Here is a 20759-nt window from a genome sequence, read left to right as displayed (position 1 = left end):
TTCGGTGCGCCTCTCAGAGCTTGATCTCGATGTCGACGCCCGCCGGCAGGTCGAGACGCATCAGCGAGTCAACCGTCTTCGGCGTGGGGTCGAGGATGTCGATCAGACGCTTGTGAGTACGCATCTCGAAGTGCTCGCGCGAGTCCTTGTACTTGTGCGGCGAGCGGATGACGCAGTACACGTTCTTCTCAGTGGGCAGCGGCACCGGGCCCGCGACCTGCGCACCAGTACGAATCACCGTCTCGACGATCTTCTTCGCCGAGGAGTCGATGACCTCGTGGTCGTAGGCCTTGAGCCGGATGCGGATCTTCTGTCCCGCCATGGCTACTCAGTAGTCCTTTGTCCTTAGTCACTGCACGACTCCCTCCGACCCCCGCGCTCGGGCGTGTCGCACTCGCGCTTGCAAAAAACCGGCGAAGTACTTCGTCGGTTTCGAACTTTCGGGGTGGGGGGTGCCGGATCGAGGCCCCGCTCACGCTTCCCGGAAGATTCCCGTACTTTCGCCCCGCAGCTGCCGTGGCGTAGAACTCACGCTTGACGGCCATCACGGGAACGACGAGTACGTGGGACTCGCTTCCGGTCCTCCCGGCGGGAGGCGCGCAGCATCGGCACTCAACCGAGCAACTTGGACATACTGCCACATGGAGCAGCCCGGATGCCAATCGGGGCCGGTGAGGCGCTCCTCACCGGCCCCGACGGGGTGACGGCCCAGGTCAGTCCCTGCGCCAGAGCACCCAGCCCTTGTCCTTGTTGAACTTCGCGATGTGCCAGCCGGGCCTCGCGTCCGGCCAGCTGGCCTGGGGCAGGGCGCCCTTGGCCCAGCCGGCCAGGTACGCGGTGGCCTGCTCCGGCGGGGTGGAACCGTCCTTCAGGTCGTCCGACCAGACCCGGCCCCAGTAGACCTCGTAGGCCATCGACATCCGGGCGTCCCAGTCGAGGTCCATGTCCAGGACGACGTTGTCGCCCTTGCGCAGGCCCGCCTCCTTGGCCATTCCGACCGCCTGGTACTTGCGCTCCTTGGCGTGCGGTTCGGCGACGTTGCCGGTGACGGAGACCGTCGCGTAGGCGGCGAACAGCGTCACGCACCCCACCACGGCTGCGATCACCCGGCGCCCGCCGGCCACCCGCAGCAGCAGGCACGCGGCCAGCACCGCCAGCGCCCCGAAGGTCGTCCGGATCATGTGCAGGCCCTCCCAGGTGGAGGCCAGGAACATCGCGTCCGGCACCGTCCACGGACTGACCCAGAGCTTGAGCGCGGAACCCGCGTACGCGCCGACCGACAGCTGGATGACCCCGATCAGCACGGTGCCGGCCAGCGCCGACCACAGCAGCGCGCGGACCCCGGCCCGCCACAGCGCGGCCAGGCCGACCACCAGGAACAGCGGCACCAGCACCGCGCAGTACCGGGCGTACACCCAGTTGTCGGTCCGGTCGTTGTCCGCCAGGCCGGCCGCGGAGGCCAGCGCGGTGCCGAACAGCAGCGCCACCATGGTGAAGGCCACCACCCGCTCGGCCACCGTGTACCGGCGCCGGAACACCACCACCACGCACAGCACCAGGGCGATCGCCCCGAAGCCGTACGTGGAGGTCATGAAGTACCACAGCTGGCCGAACGTGCGGGCGATGATCGTGCCGATGTACTTGCTGTCCCCGAGGTTCTCGAAGACCTTGTTGCCGACGTCGCTCGGCGGCACGTCCTTGAACCGGCTCTTGACGAAGCCGGCCAGCAGCTGCGCGCCCAGGTACGACACCCCGAGCGCGCCGACGCCGGCCAGCGAGGCGAGTCTCGGCGCCCAGCCGAAGGCCAGCACCACGACCAGGACCAGTGCGGTCAGCGCCACGACCACGCCGCCGCGGTCGTGGGTGGCCAGCGAGTAGCCGGCCGCCAGGCCCATCCCCGCCGCGTACAGCGCGCGGCGGCCCGTCGTACCGGGCGAGAGCCAGCCGTGCATCGCGAGCACCCAGGCCAGCAGGAGCACCGGGAGCACGGTGTCCGACATGGCGAACTGGGAGTAGAAGACCACCGGCGGCACCAGCGCCACGGTGGTGCCCACCAGGTAGGAGTGCGGCCGGGACAGACCCAGCCGGCGCGCCGCCACCACGGCCAGCGGGAACACCAGCGCGTTGAGCACCGCGTTGATGCCCATGACCAGGTGGTACGCCATGGCCGGGCTGTCGGCGATCCGCAGCGCCGGCGAGATCAGCAGCGGGTACCCGCCGGGGATCACCACGCCGACCGGCAGCTCGGTGGCCGACCGGCCGGCCAGCACCCGCGCGATCACCAGGTAGGAGTCCTCGTCGGCGTGCACCGACGGGAAGTAGTTGTGGATCGACAGCACCAGGCGGAACACCACCTGCCCGCCGTACCCGAGCAGCAGGGCCGCCGGCCAGAACCAGCGGTGGGCGGCGAGCGCCCGCAGCCGGGCGGGCGCGACCGGGGTGTCGGGCGCGTTGGTGCCGCCGTCCTCACCCCGGTCCGGACCGTCGGACGTGTGGGCAGAGTCGATCAGCGGCTGCACCGGGACACTTCCCTACTTGTATGAGTTTGACGATCTCGTCATGGCCGGCTCCGGGCCGCGCGCCTCGATTCCCGCCACCACTCGTCGAAGCGCATCGGCAGTGTGCCACGCGGCGATCTGCCGGAGCCAACGCACTCCTCCCTCGCGGACGACAACGGCCCGCTGGGGCAGGGCGGTTCGGCCCCTGATGATCCCGTGCCCGGGGTCCTGGCAGAATCGCGGTGTCCGGCACCGAAACCACACACCGCCTCCGCACCGAATCGCTGCGGACGGCAGAAGGACCGAACAGTGACGACGAGCGTGCAGCCCGCCTCCACCCCGGGCATGCAACAGGGCATACCGTCCAGCCGAACGAGACGGGCAGCCCTGCGCCGGCCCGCCGTCCTCTGGGCCGCGGAGATCCTGACCGCGGTCACGGCGGCCCTGCTCATGACGGGCCTGGCGACGTCCGTCCAGCTGAACCCCATGTCGCGGATCGGCCAGGTCAGCGGCCTCGCCGCGCTGCAGCTCCGGCTCCTGCTGCTGCTCGGCGTCGTCGTCGTGGTCCTGGTGCCGGCGATGCGCCGCTGGGCGGACGTCCCGGTCCGGTTCGCCGCCGCCGCGGTCGCGGGCCTGTCCTCCGGCGTCCTGGCGGCCGGCGTCTCGCTCGCGCTGCGCGGCACCGACTGGCCGCTGTACGCCCAGTCGGGTGACTCCGGCAACCTCCAGGCCTGGGTCAGCGCCCTGATGGACGGCAAGCCCCTCGACGGCGCCTACCCGCCGTTGTTCCCGCACATCGTCGCCTTCGTCGCCGAGCACCTCACCCACGGCCAGATCGGCTACGCGCTCAAGCTCGTCGACCTGGTGTTCGTCGCGCTGCTCGGCCCGATCGCCTACCTGTCCTGGCGACTGCTGCTGCCCCCGCTCTGGGCGCTCGGGATCGGCGTCACCGCCGCGCTGCCGATGGCGCAGCCGTACAAGCCGTACACCACCTTCGTGCTCGTCGCCTTCGTCCCCCTGCTGGCGAAGCTGATGCAGCTCCTCCAGCGCGCCCCGGAGCTCCCGCGCCGTACCGTCGCCGTCCGCGGCGCCGTGCTCGGCCTCGGCATCGCGCTGCTGTTCAACCTCTACTCCGGCTGGTTCGTGTGGTCCGCCGTCGGAGTGGTGGTGCTCACCGTGGCGCTGCTGCTGCGTGCCCGCCGCACCGGCGGGACCCCCGGCCTGCTGAACGCCCTGACGGCGATCGGCGCCGCCGGCGGGGTCTTCCTGGCCGCCGCCTCCCTCTACCTGGTCCGGCTGCTCGGATCCGCCGGAAGCACGGTCGACCGCTACTGCTACTTCGACACCTACACCGAGCCGACCTACTTCGCGATGTGGCGCGACGACCTTCCCGGCACCGACGGCCAGAGCACCTGGCCGCTGCCCGGCGAGCTCGGCGGGGTCGGTCTCTTCACGATCCTGCTGCTGGTCGGCCTGGGCGTGGCGCTGGCCCTCGGGATCGGCCGGGCGGCCGTCCTGACCGCCGCCGCCTGCTCGGCGAGCGCCCTGCTGATGCGCTACTGGTACGCCTCCCACATGGAGCGCGACCAGGCCGTCATGCTCTACCCGCGCACCAGCGCGCAGCTGCTCTACTGCCTGCTGGTCCTGGTCGGCCTGGCGTGCTACCTGATCGCCCGCCGCCGGAGCACCGTCTCGGCCCCCACCGCCGAGACCGCCGAGGAGACCGGCCGCCGTCTGCCGCTGCGCTTCAACCCGCGCGCCGTGGCCATCGGCTCCATCTGCGCGCTGGGCCTGCTCTTCGGTATGGCCGGCTCCGCCACCGCCAGCAAGTACATGCCCGACCCGCACGAGGGCACCGGCATGCTGGCCTGGATCTCGCAGACCACCGCCGACACCGACGGGCACTGCTCCCGCTACGCGCCCAAGTGCAACGAGGCCCCTGGGCTGCTGAACCCCTCGGACCCGAAGGTCGACCTCGGGAAGCTGATCTGCCCGAAGGTCAACCCGTACCCGCGCAAGGGTGAACTGCTCCCCGGGTTCTCGGCGGACCTGCCCGAGTGACCCTCACCCGACCCTGAGACGGCAGTGGGCCGGTAGTCCGATTCGGACTACCGGCCCACTGCCGTATCAGGACTCGCGCGGCGTCAGTGCCGCTCTCCGCCGGTCAGCGCGTGGCGGACCAGCACCTTGGCGCCGGCCCGCTGGCCGCGCTTCAGCGCGCCCGGCAGCATGGTCAGCGCGTGCAGCCGGGAGGCGCTGCGGAACCGGGCCGCACGGGCGGCCTTCGGCCAGCCACGGGCGTCCATCCGCTCGGCCACCGCGTTGAAGTACCGCTCCGCCTCGGTGAACCGGGTGCCGGAGAAGGCCTGCACCGAGGACTCGCTGACGGCGTGCCGGCGGTACTGGAAGACGACGGTGGTGTTGTCCACCATCATCTGCTCCCCGCGCTCCAGCAGGTCGACGACCAGGGCCAGGTCCTGGATCACCGAGTACTCGTCACGGAAGTTGACCGCGCGCAGCGCCTCGCCCCGCCAGCAGATCGACGGGAAGTAGAGCCAGTTGCCGCGCAGCACGCTCGCGGCCAGCTCCTCGCCGCCCATCAGCCGCCGGCCCTTGACGGTCGGCGCGTAGATCTTCTCCTTGACGTTGTCCGCCAGGCCGGAACGGCTGACCTCGCCGTTGCCGTCGATGACCTCGACGCCCGGCTGGACCATGCCCAGGTCCGGGTTGGCCTTGAGGACCGAGCGGACGGTCTCCAGGTAGTGCGGGTGCAGCAGGTCGTCGCAGCCCATGATGACCACGTGGTCGGCCGTGGACAGCTCCACGCACTTCTGGAAGTTCTTGGTGATGCCCAGGTTCTGCTCGTTGCGCAGGTACGTCACCCGGTCGTCGCCGAGCGAGGCGAACCAGCCCGGGACGTCCGGCTCCTTGCCGTCGTCGATGACGGTCAGCCGGAAGTCCCGGTCGGTCTGCGCGAGGATGCTCCGCACCGCGGCCTGCATCAGCGCCACGTCGCCGTAGTACGGCAGCATGAACTCGAAGGTCGCCACGGGATCAGGCCTTGCTGCGGTCGACCGGCGCCGAGACCGGCAGGTCCAGGTCGAAGCGCTCCTCGTTCAGGCGGGCGCCCTCGTTGATCGCCACGGTGCGCGCCAGGTCGGTGAGCTTCTTCTCCAGCGAGCGGAAGCGCAGGAAGGTGTTCAGGGTCAGGAAGCCCATCGCCAGCACCATCACGTACAGCACCAGGTCGGTGCCGCGGCCGACGCCGAGCTGGTGGGCCAGCCAGGTCACGTCGGTGGGACGCAGCACCGCGTAGATGTTCACCAGCACGAAGACCGAGAACGCGATGCGCTTCCAGGCGCGGGTGTTGGCACGGTCCCAACGCCGGATGAACATGAAGGCGAGAGAGACCGAGCCGAGAATGAGAACCAGCTGGATCCAGAAGAATTTCATCGGCGGCTACGCTCCCGCAGCGAGATGTCGAAGATGATGTTGACGCCGTTGATCAGGGACTGACCCTTGGCGCGTGAGTAGTCGGTGTACAGGATGTCCACCGGGAGTTCGGCGACCCGGAGGTCCGAGCCGGCGAGGTAGCTGACGATCTCCGACGCGTGCGCCATGCCGTTCATGGTGATCCGCAGCCGACCGGCGGCCTCGCGGTTGAGCACGCGCAGGCCGTTGTGGGCGTCGGTCAGCTTGAGCTTGCGAGCGGTCGGGCTGACGGTCGCCGCGGTCCGCAGGACGACCCGCTTGATCCACGGCACCTGCCCGTTCTGCTCGATGAAGCGCGAGCCGAGGACGACGTCCACGTCGCCCTCCCGCAGCAGGGCGACCATCTTCTCGACGTCGGCGGTCTGGTGCTGGCCGTCGGCGTCGAAGGTGGCGAAGTACTTGGAACCGGGCTGGGCCAGGGCGTAGGCGAGGCCGGTCTGGAGGGCGGCACCCTGGCCGAGGTTGACCGGGTGGCGCACCAGGTGCGCGCCCGTCTCCATGATGTGCTTGGCCGAGTCGTCGCCGCTGCCGTCATCGACCACCACGATGTTCGGGAACGTCTTTCGCGCCCCCTCCACAACGTCGGCGATCACCTGGCCCTCGTTGTAGGCCGGGATCACCAGCCAAACATCGTCGTACTGGGACACGGAGGCTCCATCAATGGGGTCTGGCCCGCGCTGCTGCGCGGCGATCTGAAGATGAGGGGCGGACACGGTCACTCACCGGCCGTCCGGCTGCTCAACACCGCGGCGTTCGAGTCCCCCGGCTGCTGGACGAGGCCTGCGGAATTCGTCGCCGAACGGGCGAAACTCTGCCTCAGGACCGCCAGCATACCGAGGACCGTGGCCACGGAACCCGCGGTGTACGCGAGGATCACGCGGGTGGACACGTCGCCGGGCAGGAAGGTCACCCCGGCGAGGACCACGGTGCCGATCGCCCAGCAGAGCAGCTGAAGGTTGTGACGCTTGAATACCATCAGCGCCTGGCCGAGCACCATCGCGAACATGTACGCCACGGTTCCGGCGGACAACCAGAAGAAGTCGAGGCAGCCGAGCACCGGCTTGGCGCCGAACAGCACCTGGATCAGCCACGGGCCGAGGGCGACCGCCGGGATCCCGCCGAGCAGGCCGAGCGCGCCCACCACGGCGCCGATCTTCTTGAGCATCCCGGTGAACGCGGCCCGGTCACCGACCGCGATCGCGGCGGAGAGGCCGTTCAGCAGCGAGGCCTGGAGCGAACCGAAGACGAACAGCGGCACCCGGGCCAGCACCAGCGCGTTGAGCAGGGCGGCGATCAACGCGGAGTCGGACGGCGCGAGCAGCTTGGTGCTCACCACGGCCGCGTTCACCACGACCTGCGAGAGCAGGGTCGAGCAGATCAACAGGCCGAGGCCGGAGCAGAGTTCGGACCAGCGGATCTGCTCGCCGGGCTTCACCGCGCGCAGCAGCGGCGGCAGTGTGAGGATCGTGGCCAGGATCGGCGCGACGGCGAGGATCAGGCTGAACGCGAGCGCCGAGTGCACCCCGGCCACGCCGCAGGCGAAGGCCAAGCCGATCCGCAGGCCGCCGTCCAGGCCGAGCTGGGTGCCGTACGCGCCGAAGCGGCCGAGGCCGGCCAGCACGCCGCGGGTGAGGTAGCAGACGGCCATGCCGGTGAAGGCGCCGCCGAGGGCCAGCACCAGCGAGCGGTCCCCGTGGAACATGGCCCGGGCGATCGGGCCGGAGGCGGCGCCGAGGACGGCCAGGGTCGCCGCGAGGATCCCGCCGGTGAGCAGGGTCGCGCGGCGCAGCACCGGCGCGGCACCGTGGCCGAGCGCCGCCCGCGCCGCGACGATCCGGGTGAGCTCCTGCTCGATCGGGAAGAAGACGCCGATGCCGACGGACATCACGATCGTCCACAGCAGCGAGACGTTCGCCATGTCGTCGACGGACAGGCTGTGGCCCGCCACCCCGAGGTGGATGTAGGAGGCGGCACCCAATACGACGGTGCCGCCGGCCACCGCCAGGGTTCCCGGCGGTAGCGCGGCAGCCACCTTCGTCAGTGCTTTCTTCACTGAGGTCTGTCGCCCTCCGTGGTCCGGGCCGTGGCGGCCAGTTCGGCGAAGACGGGCCGGGCCAGGGCCTCGGCCAGCATGGCCCGCCACTCGGGCAGCGGGGCCAGCCCGGCGGCGGCCCAGCGGTCGTGCGCCAGGACGCTGAAGGCCGGACGGGCGGCCGGGCGGACGAAGGCCTCCGACGTGGTCGGGCGGATCCGCTCCGGGTCCAGCCCGCTCAGCGCGTAGCTCTCGCGGGCCAGCCCGCACCAGGTGGTGCGGCCGCTCGCGGTGCCGTGGTAGATCCCGGCCGGGGCCTGCCCGGCGAGCGCGGCCCGGCCGAGCTCGACCAGGCGGCCGGCCAGCGCGTACGACCAGGTCGGCTGGCCGTGCTGGTCGTCCACCACGTCCAGGGTGTCCCGCTGGGCGGCGAGCTTGAGCATGGTGGCCACGAAGTTCGGGCCGTGCTCGCCGTACAGCCAGGCGGTGCGCACCACGTAGCCGTGCTCGGGGAGCAGTTCGGCGACCGCCCGCTCCCCCACCAGCTTGCTGCGGCCGTACGCGTTCACCGGCGCGGTCGGGGCGTCCTCCGGGCAGGGCTCGGTGGCGTCACCCGGAAGGACGTAGTCGGTGGAGACGTGCAGCAGCCGCGCGCCGGTCTTGGCGCACGCCGCGGCGAGGAGGCGCACGCCGGTGCCGTTGACGGCGGTGGCGGCGTCCTCCTCCGTCTCCGCGGCGTCGACGTTCGTCCAGGCGGCGCAGTTGACCACGATGTCGTGGCCTTCGACGGCGGCCTGGACGGCCGCCGCGTCGGTGATGTCGAGGTCCGCCCGGCGCAGCGCGGTGACCTCGGCGGCCTCGTCGGCGCCCAGCACCGACAGCAGGTCCTGCCCGAGCATCCCGGCCGCGCCGGTGACCAGCCAGCGCACGGGCGCGGCGGCGTTCGCGGTCACTTGGCCAGGGCCGCCTTCTGCTTCAGCGGCTCCCACCAGGCGCGGTTCTCGCGGTACCAGGCGATGGTCGCGGCGAGGCCGTCCTCGAAGCGGACCTGCGGCTCGTAGCCGAGCTCCTCGCGGATCTTGCTGATGTCGATGGAGTAGCGGAGGTCGTGGCCCTTGCGGTCCTCGACGTGCTCGACCATGTCCCAGCCGGCGCCCGCGGCCTCGAGCAGCAGGCCGGTCAGCTCCTTGTTGGTGGCCTCGGTGCCGCCGCCGATGTTGTAGACCTCACCGGCCCGGCCGCCGCGCATGACCAGCTCGATGCCCCGGCAGTGGTCCGAGACGTGCAGCCAGTCGCGGACGTTGCCACCGTCGCCGTACAGCGGCACCTTCTTGCCGTCGATCAGGTTGGTGGTGAACAGCGGGATGACCTTCTCCGGGAACTGGTAGTGCCCGTAGTTGTTGGAGCAGCGGGTCACCACGACGTCCATGCCGTGGGTGCGGTGGTAGGCCAGCGCCAGCAGGTCGGAGGAGGCCTTCGAGGCGGAGTACGGGGAGTTCGGCTCCAGCGGCCAGGTCTCGGTCCAGGAGCCCTCGTTGATCGAGCCGTACACCTCGTCGGTGGAAATGTGCACGAAGCGGCCGACGCCGTGCTTGCGGGCCGCGTCGAGCAGCACCTGGGTGCCCACGACGTTGGTCAGCACGAACGGGCCCGCACCGGCGATCGAGCGGTCCACGTGGGACTCGGCGGCGAAGTGCACCACCACGTCGTGACCCGGCATGACCTGGTCGACGGCGTCCACGTCGCAGATGTCGCCCTGGACGAAGGTGTAGCCCTGGTGTCCGGCCACCGGGGCCAGGTTCTCCAGGACACCCGAGTAGGTGAGCTTGTCAAAGACGGTGATCCGGGCATTCTCGTCAGCCCCGAGGAGCTGACGGACGAACTCCGAACCGATGAATCCGGCGCCGCCGGTCACGAGGATGCGCATAATGCGCGTAGTCTACCGCCGCCCGAACACCCTCCCGACCCGGCCCCTCCCGCGTTCACCGATCTCGAATAGGGTGCACCCATGCGTGGAATCCTCCTGGCCGGCGGCACCGGCTCGCGGCTGTGGCCGCTGACCCGTGCGGTGTCGAAGCAGCTCCTCCCGGTCTTCGACAAGCCGATGATCTACTACCCCCTCTCGACCCTCGTGATGGCCGGGATAAGCGAAATCCTGATCATCACCACCCCGAACGACCGGGACCAGTTCGAACGGCTGCTGGGCGACGGTTCCCAGTTCGGCCTGAAGCTCCAGTACGCCGTCCAGGAGAAGCCCGAGGGCATCGCCCAGGCCTTCGTGCTCGGCGCGGACTTCATCGGTGACGAGCCGGTGGCCCTGATCCTCGGCGACAACATCTTCCACGGCAGCGGCCTGGGCACCCGGCTCACCGAGCACTCGGACATCAAGGGCGGCCGGGTCTTCGCCTACCCGGTGGCCGACCCGACCGCGTACGGCGTGGTCGAGTTCGACGAGAGCGGCCAGGTCCTCTCCATCGAGGAGAAGCCGACCGAGCCCAAGTCCCGTTACGCCGTCCCGGGCCTGTACTTCTACGACAACCGGGTGGTCGAGATCGCCCGCAACCTGCGGCCGAGCGCCCGCGGCGAGCTGGAGATCACCGCCGTCAACGACGCCTACCTGCAGACCGGCGACCTGCACGTGACGATCCTCGACCGCGGCACCGCCTGGCTGGACACCGGCACGTTCGTGTCGATGGTCCAGGCCTCGGAGTTCGTCCGGGTCATCGAGGAGCGCCAGGGCTTCAAGATCGGCTGCATCGAGGAGGCCGTCTGGCGGGCCGGCCTGATCGACGACACCCAGCTGCGCGAGCTCGCCGAGCCGCTGCTGAAGAGCGGCTACGGCCAGTACCTGCTGGGCCTGCTCGAAGAGGCGGCCGCCAAGTGAAGTTCCGCGAGCTCTCCATCGAGGGCGCCTTCGAGATCACCCCGCAGGTGCACGGCGACGCCCGCGGCCACTTCACCGAGTGGTACCGCTTCGACCGGCTCGCCGAGGTCGTCGGCCACCCGCTGAACCTGGCCCAGGCCAACCTGTCGCTCTCCGCCAAGGACGTCGTCCGCGGCATCCACTTCGCCGACGTCCCGCCCGGCCAGGCCAAGTACGTGGCCTGCACCCGCGGCGCGGTGCTGGACGTCATCGTCGACCTGCGGGTCGGCTCGCCGAACTTCGGCAAGTGGGAGTTCGTCCGGCTGGACGACACCGAGCGCAAGGCCGTCTACATCCCCGAGGGCCTCGGCCACGGCTTCTGCGCCCTCACCGACGACGCCACGCTGACCTACCTCTGCTCGGCGACGTACAACCCGACCGGCGAGCACGGCGTGCACCCGCTGGACCCGGAGCTCGGCATCGAGTGGCCGACCGACGCCCCGCAGCTCTCTGCCCGCGACGCGGTGGCGCCCTCCCTCTCGGAGGCCCTCGCCACCGGCCTGCTGCCGGACTACCAGGCCTGCAAGGCCTACACGGACTCGCTGAAGCAGCAGTAGCGGAGCCCGACCGGCCGAGGGGACGAGCGCAGGTGCACCCGTCCCCTCAGCCGTTCCCCCTGCCCCCATCACAGGCCCATTCCCAGGCCGCTCCCCAGCCGGCCGGATCGGACGGACCATGACCCACCCCGCGGGACCCTCACACGGCATACGTGGGGGCGTCGACACCCGACGCCCCGCGTGGCTGAGGGGAGGAAGTCTGTCCGGCCGCGTGAACAGCTTCGGCGCGATCCGGACGACCCTCGCGGTAGCCGTCGTCTACTCCCACGCCTACCCGCTCGGGTTCGGCCGGCCCGCCCCGCTCTCCCAGTTCAGCGGCGGCCAGATCGACCTCGGCCGGCTCGCGGTGGTCGGCTTCTTCGCGCTCTCCGGGTTCATGATCACCGGAAGTGCCATGCGCAGCACGATCGGCCGGTACTCCTGGCACCGCGCCCTGCGCATCCTGCCCGGGCTCTGGGCGTCGCTCCTGGTATGCGTCCTGCTGGTGGCACCCGCCCTGTACTACCGGACCCACCACTCGCTCGACGGCTACTGGTCGCACTCGCACGGGCCGCTGAGGTACCTGAAGGGTGCCTGGAACGCCTCGCTCTCCACCGGGTTCGACATCTCGAACGTGATCGACGACGGCGTGAAGGCCGGCACCAATTACGACCCCGGCATCAACGGCTCCCTCTGGTCGCTCGACTACGAGATGCTCTGCTACGTCATGATGGGCCTGCTGGCCGCCGGCGGCGTGCTGCTGCGCGCGAAGAAGACGGTGCCGCTGCTGACCCTGGTCGGCTGGATCCTGGTCTTCGAGGACTGGCGGACGACCCCCGGCTTCGTCAACTACCCGCACCACATGGGCTTCTACATCCATGTGCCGGTCTTCGGCCAGGTCTACACCCAGTACTTCGTCTACCTGGCGTTCGTGTTCCTGCTCGGCGCCACGGTGCAGCTCTACAAGGAGCGGATCCCGATCCACGCCGGGCTCGCCCTGCTGTCGGCCGTGGTGCTCGTCGCCAGCCTGCGCTACGGCGGGCTGTTCGCGTTCGGCTACCCGGCCTTCGCCTACCTGCTCTTCTGGCTGGCGGTCCGGCTGCCCCGGCCGTTCCAGCGGATCGGCGTCAAGCGGGACTTCTCGTACGGCATCTACGTGTACGGCTTCACCGTCGAGCAGGCCGTCGCCGCGCTCGGGGGCAACGCGCACGGCATGAAGGTCTACCTCCTGCTGTCCCTCGGCGGGACGGTCCTCCTCGCCGCGCTCTCCTGGTACCTGGTCGAGAAGCCCGCGCTGAAGGCGAAGGACTGGACGCCGCGGCCGGTGCGCGCGCTGGCCGAACGCCGGGCCCGCAGGGCCGCCGTCCCGGTGCCGGCCGAGCCGGCCGGGAAGCCGGTCCCCACGCCCTGACGACCGTACGACGCCAGGCCCCCGGTGGCCCGGTCCGTCCTCCTCAACGGGTCCTGAAGACCCACACCTTGAGGAGGACGAACCGGGCCACCGTCGCGAGGCCGTTGGCCACGATCAGGCCGGCCACCTCGACCACCCGCGAGGCGTGCGGCGCGAGCAGGGCCAGCAGGGCGAGCGCGCCGCTGCTCAGGCCCAGGCCGATCAGGAAGGCGACGGCGCCCTGGAGCTGGTGGCGCACCGCGCCCTCCGAGCCGGTGATGCCGAAGGTGAAGCGCCGGTTGGCGGCGGTGTTGGCGACCGCACTCACCGCCAGGGCGATCAGGTTGGCCGCCTGCTGGTCGACGACCTGGCGGGCCACCACGTACAGGCCGAGGTAGAAGAGCGTGCTGAGCACGCCGATGACCAGGAACGACGGCAACTGCCGCTTGGCGGTGCCGGCCGGCGCGGCGGCCCGGCCGTCGGGGGCCGGCGCCGGTGCGTTGTCGGTGGAGACCATGGGTTGCCCACTGCTTCGTTCGTCGGGTCAGGAGAGCTCGTACACGGCCACCCGGCCGTTGTCGAACACCTGCTTGGCGAGGTTCCTGAGCTGCGGAGACTCCTCGCCCGCCTTCCGCTGGACCACCAGGTAGCGGACCTTGTGGTCACGGTGCAGCCGCTTCAGGATGTCCGGCGTCGGCGCGTAGAACGCGGCCTCGTTGAGCTGGAACAGCTCGGTGTCCCAGAACGGCGAGCCGGAGGCCGACGCCCCGTTCGCGGTGGCCATCAGCCTCGGCGCGTAGGCCCAGCCCTCGATCAGGACCGAGCGCTCCGAGTAGCCGCTGAGCCAGTGCGAACGGTAGTTGGCGCACGGCAGGCCGTCCGCGTAGTCCTCGTACTGCCAGCAGTGGCTGTTCGTCGCCAGGATGTCCGAGGGCGCGCTGTGCGAGCGGATCCAGCGGGCGGCGTTCACCTGGCTCGCCGGCATCACCCAGCTGCCGTCCCACATCATCTCCTGGGCCTGGACGGCGTCGAGGGCCAGACCCGGGGTGCCGAGCGTCAGTCCGGCGGTCAGCAGGACGACCCCGCCCCGGCGCCGCAGGCCGCGCGCCCCCCGGGAGAGCAGCCGCCAGAGCAGCCCCAGGAGGAGCGCCAGCACCGCGAACGCGGCCGCCACGCCCAGCGCCGGCAGCAGCGGCGTGTACGGCTCGGTGCCGGTGCCGTCGCCGGTGTGCTCGTGCAGGAAGGTCTCCCAGGTCGCCGAGTACCGGTACGAGAGCCAGGTGAGCAGCCCGGTCAGGGCCACCGCGCCGACGGCCAGGGCGGCCTTGCCGGCCCTGGGCAGCCTGGCCCGCTCGAAGGCCTCGCAGTACCCCCAGGCGGACAGCACCGCCCCGAAGGGCATCGCGGAGATGGTGAAGTAGCTGGCGTTGTAGCCGTTGACCACCAGGTAGGCCGCCGGTCCGGCCACCGCCGCGCCGAGCAGGAACCACTGCGCCGGCTCCAGCCGCAGGCGGCGGCGCCACAGCAGCGGCACCGCGCCCAGGAGCTTGATCTGGTGGTTCAGGAAGAAGGCGATCAGGACGGCCACGACCAGGCCGCTCTGGGCCAGCACCGGCCGGCCCTCCAGGGGTTCGGCCCAGTACTTCTGGATGTTGCCGAAGGGGATGACCTCCAGGCCGTAGCTCTCGAAGTCGAAGATCACCGCCGTCGCGAAGAGCTGCGCTCCCGCGATGGCCCCGCCCAGCCCGACGACCGTCCAGGGGATGCACCTGCTCCTGATCACGACCGCCAGACCGGCGACGGCCAGACCCGCGAGGGCCACCGGGAGGGTGCTCGCCTTGGCCGCGCTGGAGGCGGTCGCGAACATCGCCGTCAGGACGAAGACGCCCCGCCCGAACTGCGGTGCCCGGAACGGCCCGTCCTCGCCGCCCGGACCGCCGACCCGTCGGAGCCCGTCGGCGACCACGCCGACCAGCGCGATCAGCAGCGGCTGGCTGTACGTCAGCGACATGCTCGACCAGGACATCAGCCGGACGGCCGGCGCGCCGAAGGTCCAGCTCATCACGGTGTTCGGGTAGACCGCGGTGAACTCCCCCACCGCGAAGAGCAGCAGCGCGGCCAGCGGTCCCGCCCACGCCCGACCGGTGATCCGCTGGGCCACCACGGTCATGATCAGCACACCGAGCGCGGCGAACGCGGGGACGAGCAGCCTGGTCTCGACCACCGGCAGGTCGATGTGGCCGACCATGTCGGTCATCGCCATGTGCGCGAACGTGAACCAGTGGTAGTGGAGCGGCTCCCCCGCCACCTGCGGCACGGTCAGCGGCACGTGCTGCTTGGCGTCGGCCGCCAGCGACAGCATGTACGGCATGTCACCGAACAGCCGGGACCGCTCGTCCGTCGCCAGGACCGGGAACTTCGACAGGAAGACCTGGTAGTAGTACAGGCTGGTCAGACCCACCACCGCGGCCGTCGACCAGGAACAGCCGAGGGACAGCCGCCGGTAGCCACCGGGGCGCCAGTGCCGGCGCAGGCCCGGGACGAGCGCGAACGGGACGACCACCGCGAGCGGCCAGCCGACGGCCACCGACTGCAGGCCGGCGCGGACGAGGACCGCCCACGCCGCCAGTTCCAGCACCAGCCCGGTCACCGCGCCGAAGACGAGGTCCTCCAGCAGGGTGTGCGGACGCCTGCGCAGGGCCCGGAAGACCAGGGTGCCCGGGAGCACCACGCCCCAGCCCGCGTAGAAGGTGTACCGGGCGATGTCGCCGACCCTGGTGTCCGCGGCCAGCAGCAGCCCCACCAGGAGCAGGTAGGCCGAGACGGCGGGCAGGAAGCGCCAGAGGGCGTGCGCCCCGGAGCCCCCGTCCGTCGCGCCGCCGGACAGCCCGCCCGACGGCGCCGGGACCCCCGGACGTCCTCCGGTGGCCGGGGCGGCTCCGGTCGCGGTGCTGTTCGTATGCATGGTGTCCGTTCTCTCGTCCGAGCTCACAGCTCGCAGCACGGCAGCCTGGCGGAGGCCGGCCGCGGTCCGTCGACCGGCGGCGGAACGACTCCGGGTCAGCCCGTGTAGGAGGCGCTGCGACGAGCCATCGCGGGGTCGGGCCCGTCCGCCGAGTCGTAGCCGACGAAGTAGGCCGGTCTGGCCTGGGCCGCCGAGTAGATACGCCCGACGTACTCACCCAGCAGACCCATGCAGACGAGCTGGACGGCGCCGAGGAACAGCATGCCCATGAACAGCGAGGACCAGCCGGGGACGGTCTTGTCGAGCGCGTACGCGACCACGGTGTAGACACCGAGGGCGAAGCAGACCAGGAAGCTCAGCAGGCCGAGCCAGGTGGCGAGCCGCAGCGGGCTCGCCGAGAAGTTGGTGACGCTGTCGACGGCCAGGCGGACCATCTTGGACAGCGGGTAGTGGGTCGAACCGGCGACCCGCTCCTCGCGCACGTAGACGACCTCGCCGCTCGGGAAGCCGAGCCACGGCACCAGCAGCCGGTAGACCGGCTGGTGCTCGGGCATCGCCTTGAGCGCGTCCACCGCGGCACGGCTGAGCAGACGGAAGTCGCCCGCCTGGTTCGGCATCTTCTTGCCGACGAGCTTGCGCATCAGCCAGTAGTAGCCGCCGGCGGTGCGGCGCTTGAAGACCGTGTCGGTGCCGCGGTCGCCGCGCACGCCGTAGACCACGTCGAGGCCCTGCTCCCGCGCGAGCGAGAGCATCTCGGGGATCTTCTCCGGCGGGTCCTGGAGGTCGGCGTCGATGGAGACGACGTAGTCGCCGAAGGCGCGGTGGATGCCGGCCGTGAGCGCGGCCTGGTGCCCGGAGTTGCGGGCGAAGCGGACGATCCGGAACTCCGGCCAGTCCTGGCGGATCTTCTGCATCAGCACCGGGGTGGCGTCCGTGCTGCCGTCGTCGATGCCGACCACCTCGTACGTGATCCCCAACCCGTCGAGGATCGGGCGCAGGCGGTGCACGGTCAGCGGCAGCGCCTCCTGCTCGTTGTAGATCGGCATGACGACCGACAAGAGCGGCGCCGGCTCGCCGGCCGACCCGACTCCCTGATCTCCTGCGTTGAGCATCCTTCTTCGCCTGTCCCCATGTGATCCGAAAGCGGTTGGGAGGCTTGGACCGCCGAGTCGACCCCACCGGCCGGAACCTTCTCCCTCCGCACCCGGAGCATCGCGGACGGCGGCGAGGGAGAGCCAATGAGCGGCAGGATAGCAGTCTGCTCTGAGCGCACTCTCAACGGACCTGTTACCTGATCGCCGTCGATTCGATATCCCGACACGCCGAAGGGCCCCGCTCACTCGGAGTGCGCGGGGCCCTTCGGACCGAGCCTGTACGAGGCAGGCAGGTCAGAGCATCAGATTACTTGATGATCTTGGTGACCTGGCCGGCGCCGACGGTGCGGCCACCCTCACGGATGGCGAACTTCAGGCCCTCCTCCATGGCGATGGGCTGGATCAGCGCAACGGTCATGGCGGTGTTGTCGCCCGGCATGACCATCTCGGTGCCCTCGGGGAGGGTCACGACGCCGGTCACGTCCGTGGTGCGGAAGTAGAACTGCGGGCGGTAGTTGTTGAAGAACGGGGTGTGGCGGCCACCCTCGTCCTTCGACAGGATGTAGGCCTGGGCCTCGAAGTCGGTGTGCGGGGTAACCGAACCCGGCTTGATGATGACCTGGCCGCGCTCGACGTCCTCGCGCTTGATGCCACGGAGCAGCAGACCGACGTTCTCACCGGCCTGGCCCTCGTCGAGCAGCTTGCGGAACATCTCGATGCCGGTGACCGTGGTGGTGGTCTTGGTCTCCTTGATGCCGATGATGTCGACAGTCTCGTTGACCTTGAGGATACCGCGCTCGATACGACCGGTGACGACGGTGCCACGACCGGTGATCGTGAAGACGTCCTCGATCGGCATCAGGAACGGCTGGTCCACGGCGCGGGCCGGGGTCGGGATGGCCTCGTCGACGGCGTGCATCAGGCCGAGGAGCTTCTCGCCCCACTCCTTGTCGCCCTCCAGCGCCTTCAGCGCGGAGACGCGGACGACCGGCAGGTCGTCGCCCGGGAACTCGTACTCGGAGAGCAGCTCGCGGACCTCGAGCTCGACGAGCTCCAGGATCTCCTCGTCGTCCACCATGTCGGCCTTGTTCAGGGCGACGACGATGTACGGAACGCCGACCTGGCGGGCCAGGAGGACGTGCTCCTTGGTCTGCGGCATCGGGCCGTCGGTGGCGGCGACCACGAGGATGGCGCCGTCCATCTGGGCGGCACCGGTGATCATGTTCTTGATGTAGTCGGCGTGACCCGGGCAGTCGACGTGGGCGTAGTGGCGCGCCTCGGTCTGGTACTCGACGTGCGCGATCGAGATGGTGATACCGCGCTGACGCTCCTCCGGGGCCTTGTCGATCTGGTCGAACGGCGTGAAGGGGTTGATCTCCGGGTACGCGTCGTGCAGCACCTTGGTGATGGCCGCGGTCAGCGTGGTCTTGCCGTGGTCGATGTGACCGATGGTGCCGATGTTGACGTGGGGCTTCGTCCGCTCGAACTTCGCCTTCGCCACTGAGTCCTCCTGAGGACAGTTCCTGTACGCCGTGCTGACGCCAGTTGGTCTGAAATCGGTTTTGGTGCGGGTTGTCCGGAGGACATCCCGTGCCGTCCCGCTGCTGGGGGGGGCCGGAGGCCCCGGGAGGATCCGACCGGATCCTCCCGGATTGCCTCCTAATAGCCTAAGGCTTCGTAATCGTCCCGATTATCGGGACGTCACTCGCCCTTGGCCTTGGCGATGATGTCGTCCGCCACGTTCTTCGGAACCTCGGCGTACGAGTCGAACTGCATCGAGTAGCTCGCGCGACCAGAGGTCTTGCTGCGCAGGTCACCGACGTAGCCGAACATCTCGGAGAGGGGCACCAGCGCCGAGACGACGCGGGCACCGTGACGCTCGTCCATGGACCGGATCTGGCCACGGCGAGAGTTGATGTCGCCGATCACGTCGCCCATGTAGTCCTCGGGCGTGGTGACCTCGACGGCCATCATCGGCTCGAGAAGGACCGGCTTGGCCTTCTTCGCGCCTTCCTTGAAGGCCATCGAACCGGCGATCTTGAACGCGAGCTCGGAGGAGTCGACGTCGTGGGCCTGGCCGTCGAGCAGGCTCACGCGGACACCCTGCAGCGGGTAGCCGGCGAGGATGCCGAACTCCATGGCCTCCTGGCAACCGGCGTCGACCGACGGGATGTACTCCCGCGGAACGCGGCCACCGGTGACCTTGTTGACGAACTCGTAGCCCTCGGCCTGCTCGAGCGGCTCGATCGCGATCTGCACCTTGGCGAACTGACCGGAACCACCGGTCTGCTTCTTGTGGGTGTAGTCGATGCGCTCGACCGCCTGGCGGATGGTCTCGCGGTACGCGACCTGCGGCTTGCCGACGTTGGCCTCGACCTTGAACTCACGGCGCATACGGTCGACCAGCACCTCGAGGTGCAGCTCGCCCATACCCGCGATGATGGTCTGGCCGGTCTCCTCGTCCGTGTTGACCTGGAAGGACGGGTCCTCCTCGGCGAGACGCTGGATGGCGACACCCAGCTTCTCCTGGTCACCCTTGGACTTGGGCTCGATCGCGACGCGGATGACCGGGGCCGGGAAGTCCATGGACTCCAGGATGACCGGGTTCTTCTCGTCGGACAGCGTCTCACCGGTGGTGGTCTGCTTCAGGCCCATGACGGCGATGATGTCGCCGGCGCCCACCGACTCGATCTCCTCACGCTTGTTCGCGTGCATGCGGTAGATCTTGCCGATGCGCTCCTTCTTGCCCTTGACGGCGTTCAGCACCGAGGTGCCGGACTCCAGGCGGCCCGAGTAGACCCGGACGAAGGTGAGCTTGCCGAGGTGCGGGTCCGACATGATCTTGAACGCGAGCGCGGCGAGCGGCTCGTCGTCCGAGGCCTTGCGGGAGATCTTGACGGTGTCGTCGCCCGGCTTGGTGCCCTCGATGGACTCGATGTCCAGCGGGGACGGCAGGTACTTGACGACCGCGTCGAGCAGGGGCTGAACGCCCTTGTTCTTGAAGGCGGTACCGCAGAAGATCGGGGTGAAGTCCGAGTTCAGGGTGCCCTTGCGGATCGCGTCCTGCAGCAGCTCGACCGGGATCTCCTCGCCCTCGAGGGCGAGCTCCATGATCTCGTCGCTGACGTTCGAGACCGTGTCGATGAGCGCCTCGCGGTACTCGTCGGCCTGCTCCTGCAGGTCGGCCGGGATGTCGACGACGTCGTACATCTCGCCCTTGGCGGCCTCGGCGGACCAGACCAGCGCCTTCATGCGGACCAGGTCGACAACGCCCTGGAAGTCCGACTCGGCACCGATCGGGAGCTGCATGACCAGCGGGGTGGCGCCGAGGCGGTCCACGATGGTCTGCACGCAGAAGAAGAAGTTCGCGCCCGTGCGGTCCAGCTTGTTGATGAAGCAGATGCGCGGGACGCCGTAGCGGTCAGCCTGCCGCCACACGGTCTCGGACTGGGGCTCGACACCGGCGACACCGTCGAACACCGTCACGGCACCGTCGAGGACGCGCAGCGAACGCTCCACCTCGACGGTGAAGTCGACGTGACCCGGGGTGTCGATGATGTTGATGGTGTTGTCGACGCCGTCGACCGTCCAGTGACAGGTCGTCGCGGCCGACGTGATCGTGATGCCGCGCTCCTGCTCCTGCTCCATCCAGTCCATGGTGGCAGCGCCATCGTGGACCTCACCGATCTTGTACGAGACACCGGTGTAGAACAGGATCCGCTCGGTGGTGGTGGTCTTGCCCGCGTCGATGTGCGCCATGATCCCGATGTTGCGGACCCTGGCGAGGTCAAGGGAGGTTGCAGCCATGGTGGCTCGTTCTCTCTCTGTC

At 69.9% G+C, this 20759-nt stretch carries 17 protein-coding genes; 4 read left to right on the top strand and 13 right to left on the bottom strand.

Features of this window, described 5'->3' with window-relative positions; translation table 11 throughout:
• Nucleotides 1–13: 13 nt before the first annotated feature.
• A complete protein-coding gene (gene rpsJ / locus ACIQ87_RS14865; RefSeq protein WP_012785157.1) occupies nucleotides 14–322 on the bottom strand; it encodes a 30S ribosomal protein S10 in 309 nt (102 codons plus the stop codon).
• A gap of 391 nt (nucleotides 323–713) precedes the next feature.
• Entirely contained in the window at nucleotides 714–2519 is a 1806-nt protein-coding gene (locus ACIQ87_RS14860) for a hypothetical protein (protein ID WP_402406056.1), read from the bottom strand.
• A 288-nt stretch (nucleotides 2520–2807) separates the two neighbouring features.
• Here ACIQ87_RS14860 and ACIQ87_RS14855 point away from each other — a divergent pair, with 288 nt between their 5' ends.
• Entirely contained in the window at nucleotides 2808–4559 is a 1752-nt protein-coding gene (locus ACIQ87_RS14855; RefSeq protein ID WP_402406054.1) for a hypothetical protein, read from the top strand.
• 83 nt (nucleotides 4560–4642) lie between these two features.
• Here the strand turns inward: ACIQ87_RS14855 and ACIQ87_RS14850 are convergent, their stop codons facing one another.
• The 6 genes from ACIQ87_RS14850 to rfbB form a co-directional block, all read right to left on the bottom strand.
• On the bottom strand, nucleotides 4643–5548 hold the full coding sequence (locus ACIQ87_RS14850; protein ID WP_392867356.1) for a glycosyltransferase family 2 protein: 906 nt from the start codon (nucleotides 5546–5548) through the stop codon (nucleotides 4643–4645).
• A 4-nt stretch (nucleotides 5549–5552) separates the two neighbouring features.
• A complete protein-coding gene (locus ACIQ87_RS14845) occupies nucleotides 5553–5951 on the bottom strand; it encodes a DUF2304 domain-containing protein (RefSeq protein WP_402406052.1) in 399 nt (132 codons plus the stop codon).
• Nucleotides 5948–6637, bottom strand: coding sequence for a glycosyltransferase family 2 protein (locus ACIQ87_RS14840; protein WP_402406050.1), 690 nt, complete (start codon nucleotides 6635–6637; stop codon nucleotides 5948–5950). Before ACIQ87_RS14840 ends, ACIQ87_RS14845 begins: the two co-directional genes overlap by 4 nt.
• A 68-nt stretch (nucleotides 6638–6705) precedes the next feature.
• On the bottom strand, nucleotides 6706–8043 hold the full coding sequence (locus ACIQ87_RS14835; protein WP_402406048.1) for a lipopolysaccharide biosynthesis protein: 1338 nt from the start codon (nucleotides 8041–8043) through the stop codon (nucleotides 6706–6708).
• Nucleotides 8040–8921: a dTDP-4-dehydrorhamnose reductase gene (gene rfbD, locus ACIQ87_RS14830; RefSeq protein ID WP_402406118.1), complete on the bottom strand. Its 882-nt coding sequence runs from the start codon at nucleotides 8919–8921 to the stop codon at nucleotides 8040–8042. Before rfbD ends, ACIQ87_RS14835 begins: the two co-directional genes overlap by 4 nt.
• Before the next feature lie 50 nt (nucleotides 8922–8971).
• The gene (gene rfbB, locus ACIQ87_RS14825) at nucleotides 8972–9949 is read right to left on the bottom strand and encodes a dTDP-glucose 4,6-dehydratase (RefSeq protein ID WP_392867370.1); all 978 of its coding nucleotides are present in this window, start codon (nucleotides 9947–9949) and stop codon (nucleotides 8972–8974) included.
• Between the two features lie 81 nt (nucleotides 9950–10030).
• Between rfbB and rfbA the strand changes: the two genes are divergently transcribed.
• The 3 genes from rfbA (at nucleotide 10031) to ACIQ87_RS14810 (ending at nucleotide 12892) form a co-directional block, all read left to right on the top strand.
• Nucleotides 10031–10906 (top strand): glucose-1-phosphate thymidylyltransferase RfbA, encoded by an 876-nt coding sequence (gene rfbA / locus ACIQ87_RS14820; RefSeq protein ID WP_402406046.1) that lies wholly within the window; start codon nucleotides 10031–10033, stop codon nucleotides 10904–10906.
• Nucleotides 10903–11502: a dTDP-4-dehydrorhamnose 3,5-epimerase gene (gene rfbC / locus ACIQ87_RS14815; RefSeq protein ID WP_402406044.1), complete on the top strand. Its 600-nt coding sequence runs from the start codon at nucleotides 10903–10905 to the stop codon at nucleotides 11500–11502. The genes rfbA and rfbC overlap by 4 nt, the downstream gene beginning before the upstream one ends.
• Nucleotides 11503–11713: 211 nt before the next feature.
• The gene (locus ACIQ87_RS14810; RefSeq protein ID WP_402406042.1) at nucleotides 11714–12892 is read left to right on the top strand and encodes an acyltransferase family protein; all 1179 of its coding nucleotides are present in this window, start codon (nucleotides 11714–11716) and stop codon (nucleotides 12890–12892) included.
• A 43-nt stretch (nucleotides 12893–12935) separates the two neighbouring features.
• Here the strand turns inward: ACIQ87_RS14810 and ACIQ87_RS14805 are convergent, their stop codons facing one another.
• From ACIQ87_RS14805 to fusA, 5 genes are all read right to left on the bottom strand, one after another.
• A complete protein-coding gene (locus tag ACIQ87_RS14805) occupies nucleotides 12936–13388 on the bottom strand; it encodes a GtrA family protein (protein ID WP_392914377.1) in 453 nt (150 codons plus the stop codon).
• Between the two features lie 27 nt (nucleotides 13389–13415).
• Entirely contained in the window at nucleotides 13416–15836 is a 2421-nt protein-coding gene (locus ACIQ87_RS14800) for a hypothetical protein (protein ID WP_402406040.1), read from the bottom strand.
• A 95-nt stretch (nucleotides 15837–15931) separates the two neighbouring features.
• The gene (locus ACIQ87_RS14795; RefSeq protein ID WP_402406038.1) at nucleotides 15932–16882 is read right to left on the bottom strand and encodes a glycosyltransferase family 2 protein; all 951 of its coding nucleotides are present in this window, start codon (nucleotides 16880–16882) and stop codon (nucleotides 15932–15934) included.
• Nucleotides 16883–17237: 355 nt separating this feature from the next.
• Nucleotides 17238–18431, bottom strand: coding sequence for an elongation factor Tu (gene tuf, locus ACIQ87_RS14790; protein ID WP_380608275.1), 1194 nt, complete (start codon nucleotides 18429–18431; stop codon nucleotides 17238–17240).
• A 200-nt stretch (nucleotides 18432–18631) separates the two neighbouring features.
• Complete coding sequence (fusA, locus tag ACIQ87_RS14785; protein WP_402406036.1) at nucleotides 18632–20737, bottom strand: elongation factor G; 2106 nt, start codon at nucleotides 20735–20737, stop codon at nucleotides 18632–18634.
• Between the last annotated feature and the right edge of the window lie 22 nt (nucleotides 20738–20759).

The sequence above is a fragment of the Kitasatospora sp. NPDC096204 genome (genome assembly GCF_044763205.1).
Classification (GTDB): domain Bacteria; phylum Actinomycetota; class Actinomycetes; order Streptomycetales; family Streptomycetaceae; genus Kitasatospora.
The sequence above is the reverse complement of the archived record's forward strand: the minus strand, read 5'-3'. Positions and strand labels throughout refer to the sequence as shown.

What these genes read in the sequence shown, in the direction of transcription:
- rfbA (WP_402406046.1), top strand. Translation starts at nt 10,031, where the DNA reads ATGCGTGGAATCCTCCTGGCCGGCGGCACCGGCTCGCGGCTGTGGCCG.
- rfbB (WP_392867370.1), bottom strand. Translation starts at nt 9,949, where the DNA reads ATGCGCATCCTCGTGACCGGCGGCGCCGGATTCATCGGTTCGGAGTTC.
- ACIQ87_RS14800 (WP_402406040.1), bottom strand. Translation starts at nt 15,836, where the DNA reads ATGCATACGAACAGCACCGCGACCGGAGCCGCCCCGGCCACCGGAGGA.
- ACIQ87_RS14795 (WP_402406038.1), bottom strand. Translation starts at nt 16,882, where the DNA reads ATGCCGATCTACAACGAGCAGGAGGCGCTGCCGCTGACCGTGCACCGC.
- fusA (WP_402406036.1), bottom strand. Translation starts at nt 20,737, where the DNA reads ATGGCTGCAACCTCCCTTGACCTCGCCAGGGTCCGCAACATCGGGATC.
- ACIQ87_RS14845 (WP_402406052.1), bottom strand. Translation starts at nt 5,951, where the DNA reads ATGAAATTCTTCTGGATCCAGCTGGTTCTCATTCTCGGCTCGGTCTCT.
- rfbD (WP_402406118.1), bottom strand. Translation starts at nt 8,921, where the DNA reads ATGCTCGGGCAGGACCTGCTGTCGGTGCTGGGCGCCGACGAGGCCGCC.
- ACIQ87_RS14805 (WP_392914377.1), bottom strand. Translation starts at nt 13,388, where the DNA reads ATGGTCTCCACCGACAACGCACCGGCGCCGGCCCCCGACGGCCGGGCC.
- rpsJ (WP_012785157.1), bottom strand. Translation starts at nt 322, where the DNA reads ATGGCGGGACAGAAGATCCGCATCCGGCTCAAGGCCTACGACCACGAG.